Source organism: Hyunsoonleella ulvae (assembly GCF_016827605.1).
GTDB classification, from domain to species: domain Bacteria; phylum Bacteroidota; class Bacteroidia; order Flavobacteriales; family Flavobacteriaceae; genus Jejuia; species Jejuia ulvae.
On sequence record NZ_JAEPJQ010000012.1, the window covers coordinates 1 to 5,765 of the forward strand.

Annotated in this window: 2 tRNA genes and 3 rRNA genes; all 5 read left to right on the forward strand. The window is 47.6% G+C overall.

The window, feature by feature from the left end:
• Positions 1 to 459 precede the first annotated feature (459 nt).
• The 5 genes from JS605_RS17375 to rrf all read left to right on the forward strand — a co-directional run bounded on the left by JS605_RS17375 (position 460) and on the right by rrf (position 5,702).
• A 16S ribosomal RNA gene (locus JS605_RS17375) occupies positions 460 to 1,979 on the forward strand.
• Positions 1,980 to 2,137: 158 nt separating this feature from the next.
• A tRNA-Ile gene (locus JS605_RS17380) sits at positions 2,138 to 2,211 on the forward strand.
• Between the two features lie 171 nt (positions 2,212 to 2,382).
• Positions 2,383 to 2,456, forward strand: a tRNA-Ala gene (locus JS605_RS17385).
• A 151-nt stretch (positions 2,457 to 2,607) separates the two neighbouring features.
• Positions 2,608 to 5,425: ribosomal RNA gene (locus JS605_RS17390) — 23S ribosomal RNA — on the forward strand.
• A 169-nt stretch (positions 5,426 to 5,594) separates the two neighbouring features.
• Positions 5,595 to 5,702 (forward strand): 5S ribosomal RNA (gene rrf / locus JS605_RS17395).
• Together the 16S, 23S and 5S rRNA genes with 2 tRNA genes alongside form the textbook arrangement of a ribosomal RNA operon.
• Positions 5,703 to 5,765: the final 63 nt, after the last annotated feature.

Genomic DNA, 5,765 nt, shown 5'->3' on the forward strand with positions numbered 1-5,765 from the left:
CACACCATCTATGTGGCGACTAACACAAAAACTTTTTCCCTGTAACCCCCACGTAATAAGGGTCTTAAAAACGAGTTTAAAAAAAGGGCAAAAAAATATGAAAAAAGCCATTGCGCAATTAAAAATAGGTATTATGTTTGCACCCGCAAAAACGGCCAAGGCGGTTTAGCGGGAAGTTCATCCACAAGGTATGGTTTTGGGATTTATAAGGGGGATAAAAATTTATTTCAAAAAATTTCCAAAAAGTATTGTGGGTAAAAAAAAAGGGTTTTATATTTGCACCCGCTTAACGAGGAAACGAGTTGAGGAAAGAGAAAAGAAGTTCATAGACATATTGAATCGACAGCGTAAGGACCGGTTTGGAAACGGACCGGTTCGACAAAGAGAATAGACCATTTTGAGTACTAGAGATTCTGATCAGTTGTTAAGCAAACAGGTCATACAAGACCTAAAAATTTAACGATGAAGAGTTTGATCCTGGCTCAGGATGAACGCTAGCGGCAGGCCTAACACATGCAAGTCGAGGGGTAACATTGGGAGCTTGCTCCCAGATGACGACCGGCGCACGGGTGCGTAACGCGTATACAATCTGCCTTGTACTGGGGGATAGCCTTTAGAAATGAAGATTAACACCCCATAACATATAGAGTTCGCATGGGCTTTATATTAAAGGTTACGGTACAAGATGAGTATGCGTCCTATTAGCTAGATGGTGTGGTAACGGCACACCATGGCCACGATAGGTAGGGGCCCTGAGAGGGGGATCCCCCACACTGGTACTGAGACACGGACCAGACTCCTACGGGAGGCAGCAGTGAGGAATATTGGACAATGGGGGCAACCCTGATCCAGCCATGCCGCGTGCAGGAAGACTGCCCTATGGGTTGTAAACTGCTTTTATACGGGAAGAAACACCACTACGTGTAGTGGCTTGACGGTACCGTAAGAATAAGGATCGGCTAACTCCGTGCCAGCAGCCGCGGTAATACGGAGGATCCAAGCGTTATCCGGAATCATTGGGTTTAAAGGGTCCGTAGGTGGGCCGGTCAGTCAGAGGTGAAATCCTGCAGCTTAACTGTAGAACTGCCTTTGATACTGCTGGCCTTGAATCATTGTGAAGTGGTTAGAATATGTAGTGTAGCGGTGAAATGCATAGATATTACATAGAATACCAATTGCGAAGGCAGATCACTAACGATGTATTGACACTGATGGACGAAAGCGTAGGTAGCGAACGGGATTAGATACCCCGGTAGTCTACGCCGTAAACGATGGATACTAGCTGTCCGGCTTCGGCTGGGTGGCTAAGCGAAAGTGATAAGTATCCCACCTGGGGAGTACGTTCGCAAGAATGAAACTCAAAGGAATTGACGGGGGCCCGCACAAGCGGTGGAGCATGTGGTTTAATTCGATGATACGCGAGGAACCTTACCAGGGCTTAAATGTAGAGTGACAGTCTGAGAGATCGGATTTTCTTCGGACACTTTACAAGGTGCTGCATGGTTGTCGTCAGCTCGTGCCGTGAGGTGTCAGGTTAAGTCCTATAACGAGCGCAACCCCTGTTGTTAGTTGCCAGCATGTAAAGATGGGAACTCTAGCAAGACTGCCGGTGCAAACCGTGAGGAAGGTGGGGATGACGTCAAATCATCACGGCCCTTACGTCCTGGGCTACACACGTGCTACAATGGTAGGGACAGAGAGCAGCCACAACGCGAGTTGGAGCGAATCTATAAACCCTATCACAGTTCGGATCGGAGTCTGCAACTCGACTCCGTGAAGCTGGAATCGCTAGTAATCGGATATCAGCCATGATCCGGTGAATACGTTCCCGGGCCTTGTACACACCGCCCGTCAAGCCATGGAAGCTGGGAGTGCCTGAAGTCCGTCACCGCAAGGAGCGGCCTAGGGTAAAATCGGTAACTAGGGCTAAGTCGTAACAAGGTAGCCGTACCGGAAGGTGCGGCTGGAACACCTCCTTTCTAGAGAAAGACGACTGATTAAGTATCATAACTGTTACGAGGGATAGTCTGTTCTCATTGCTGTTGATTTAAAATATACTAGTTGTTAGTTGCTAGTTGTTGGTTATTGGTAAGACAACCGATAACCAATGACAAGAAACCGATAACCAAAGGGTAACAGTCTCATAGCTCAGCTGGTTAGAGCGCTACACTGATAATGTAGAGGTCGGCAGTTCGAGTCTGCCTGAGACTACAGGGCAAGCAGAGGCTTGCGCTTAAAGCCTTAAGCTTATTGCTTAAAGCTTTATAAAGTTCATTAAATATTGAAAGGAAATTCTAGAAGTTGGGATTCCAGTTTACAGTACGCAGTTAGCAGTACGCAGTAACTGAATACTGAATACTGTCCACTGCCGACTTAAAGGACGGGGGATTAGCTCAGCTGGCTAGAGCGCTTGCCTTGCACGCAAGAGGTCATCGGTTCGACTCCGATATTCTCCACGACTAATTCTGGATTCAAAATTCTGAATTCAGAATTATAAAGGTTCATTGACATATTGAAAAAAGATACATGAAAATTAGATAGAAATATTTAATAGAATTAATTATTGTAACGAGCAATAATAGAACTCATTAAGAAAGACAAAAAGTACAATAAGCTACAAAAGAGCGTATGGGGAATGCCTAGGCTCTCAGAGGCGATGAAGGACGTGATAAGCTGCGAAAAGCTGCGGGGACTGGCACATACAGATTGATCCGCAGATATCCGAATGGGGCAACCCAGCATATTGAAGATATGTTATCCGCAAGGAGGCGAACCCGGGGAACTGAAACATCTAAGTACCCGGAGGAGAAGAAAACAAAAGTGATTCCGTTAGTAGTGGCGAGCGAACGCGGATTAGCCCAAACCAGTGTTGTTACGGCAATACTGGGGTTGTAGGACCACGACATTCGAGACCAAGTGAACTAGAACTGTTTGGAAAGACAGACCATAGAGAGTGATAGTCTTGTATAGGCAAGCGAGGTTTAGATAGTGGTATCCTGAGTAGTGCGGGGCACGTGTAACCCTGTGTGAAACTGGCGGGACCATCCGTTAAGGCTAAATACTCCTGAGAGACCGATAGTGAACCAGTACCGTGAGGGAAAGGTGAAAAGAACCCTGAATAAGGGAGTGAAACAGAACCTGAAACCATACGCTTACAAGCGGTCGGAGCTGATTAATCAGTGACGGCGTGCCTTTTGCATAATGAGCCTACGAGTTACCGTTGCCAGCAAGGTTAAGGACTTCAGGTCCGGATCCGTAGCGAAAGCGAGTCTGAACAGGGCGTTTTAGTTGGTAGTGGTAGACGCGAAACCGTGTGATCTACCCATGGGCAGGTTGAAGCTGTAGTAACATACAGTGGAGGACCGAACCGGTTGACGTTGAAAAGTCTTCGGATGACCTGTGGGTAGGGGTGAAAGGCCAATCAAACTCGGAAATAGCTCGTACTCCCCGAAATGCATTTAGGTGCAGCGTAATATTAGTTTTATAGAGGTAGAGCTACTGATTGGATGCGGGGGCTTCACCGCCTACCAATTCCTGACAAACTCCGAATGCTATAAAATGATGTATTGCAGTGAGGGCATGGGTGCTAAGGTCCATGTCCGAGAGGGAAAGAACCCAGACCATCAGCTAAGGTCCCCAAATGTATGTTAAGTTGAAAAAACGCGGTTGAACTGCTTTGACAGCTAGGATGTTGGCTTGGAAGCAGCCATTCATTTAAAGAGTGCGTAACAGCTCACTAGTCGAGCGGTTCGGCATGGATAATAATCGGGCATAAACATACTACCGAAGCTATGGACGAAAGTGGTAGGGGAGCATTCCATGTGTGCTGAAGGTTGACCGTGAGGTCTGCTGGAACGCATGGAAAAGAAAATGTAGGCATAAGTAACGATAATGCGGGCGAGAAACCCGCACTCCGAAAGACTAAGGTTTCCTCAGCTATGCTAATCAGCTGAGGGTTAGTCGGGACCTAAGGCGAACCCGAAAGGGGCAGTCGATGGGCAACAGGTTAATATTCCTGTACCCGCTCTCACTAAACGTGACGGAGGCGAATATTTGGTGCGTGCTGACGGAATAGCACGTTGAAGCCAGTGGTAACACGGCGATAGTACACTAAGACTTCGGTTGCGGTGATAATCCAGAGAATCGACTTCCAAGAAAAGCAAGAGCAGCGGCCCGTACCCTAAACCGACACAGGTAGTTGGGATGAGAATTCTAAGGAGCTCGAGAGATTCATGGCTAAGGAACTAGGCAAAATAGACTCGTAACTTCGGGAGAAGAGTCGCCCCGCCTCAGGCGGGGCCGCAGTGAAAAGGTCCAGGCGACTGTTTATCAAAAACACAGGGCTATGCTAAGTTGAAAGACGACGTATATGGCCTGACACCTGCCCGGTGCTGGAAGGTTAAGTGGAGGGTTTAGCTTTTAGCGAAGATCTGAAATGAAGCCCCAGTAAACGGCGGCCGTAACTATAACGGTCCTAAGGTAGCGAAATTCCTTGTCGGGTAAGTTCCGACCTGCACGAATGGTGCAACGATCTGGACACTGTCTCAGCCATGAGCTCGGTGAAATTGTAGTATCGGTGAAGATGCCGATTACCCGCTGTGGGACGAAAAGACCCCGTGCACCTTTACTATAGCTTAGTATTGGTTTTGGATAAGTAATGTGTAGGATAGGTGGGAGACTTCGATCGTGCGTCGCCAGGCGTGCGTGAGTCATTGTTGAAATACCACCCTTTGCTTATCTAGAGTCTAACCTTCCTTTGAAGGGACAGTGCTTGGTGGGTAGTTTGACTGGGGTGGTCGCCTCCAAAAGAGTAACGGAGGCTTCTAAAGGTTCCCTCAGCACGCTTGGTAACCGTGCGCAGAGTGCAATGGCATAAGGGAGCTTGACTGAGAGACCTACAAGTCGATCAGGTACGAAAGTAGAGCATAGTGATCCGGTGGTTCCGCATGGAAGGGCCATCGCTCAAAGGATAAAAGGTACGCCGGGGATAACAGGCTGATCTCCCCCAAGAGCTCACATCGACGGGGGGGTTTGGCACCTCGATGTCGGCTCGTCACATCCTGGGGCTGGAGAAGGTCCCAAGGGTTGGGCTGTTCGCCCATTAAAGTGGCACGCGAGCTGGGTTCAGAACGTCGTGAGACAGTTCGGTCTCTATCTACAGTGGGCGTTAGAAATTTGAGTGGATCTGACTCTAGTACGAGAGGACCGAGTTGGACCAACCTCTGGTGTATCTGTTGTCACGCCAGTGGCATTGCAGAGTAGCTACGTTGGGAAGGGATAAGCGCTGAAAGCATATAAGCGCGAAACCCACCACAAGATGAGATTTCTTTAAAGGGTCGTGGGAGATGACCACGTCGATAGGCTACAGGTGTAAAGGCGGTAACGTCATAGCCGAGTAGTACTAATAACCCATAGGCTTATTGCGCCTCCCCTCCGCAAGGAGGGGGCGGCAGTCTTTTTCTATCAAAACAGATCGTGTACACTTTTTCAATATGTTAAGATATTTGCAGCGAAGCTGCAGTAGTTAGACGTTAGTATTGAGTAGTTAGTAAACAGACTAATTACTAAAATCTAAAGACTAATTACTCAAAATTTAAGGTGGTTATAGCGATGGGGCTCACCTCTTACCATTCCGAACAGAGAAGTTAAGCCCATTAGCGCCGATGGTACTACACTTGTGGAAGAGTAGGTCGCCGCCTTTTTTGAAAGCACTTATCATGGTTATGGTAGGTGCTTTTTTTTGCTCGAACTTTACTTTAAAGTTT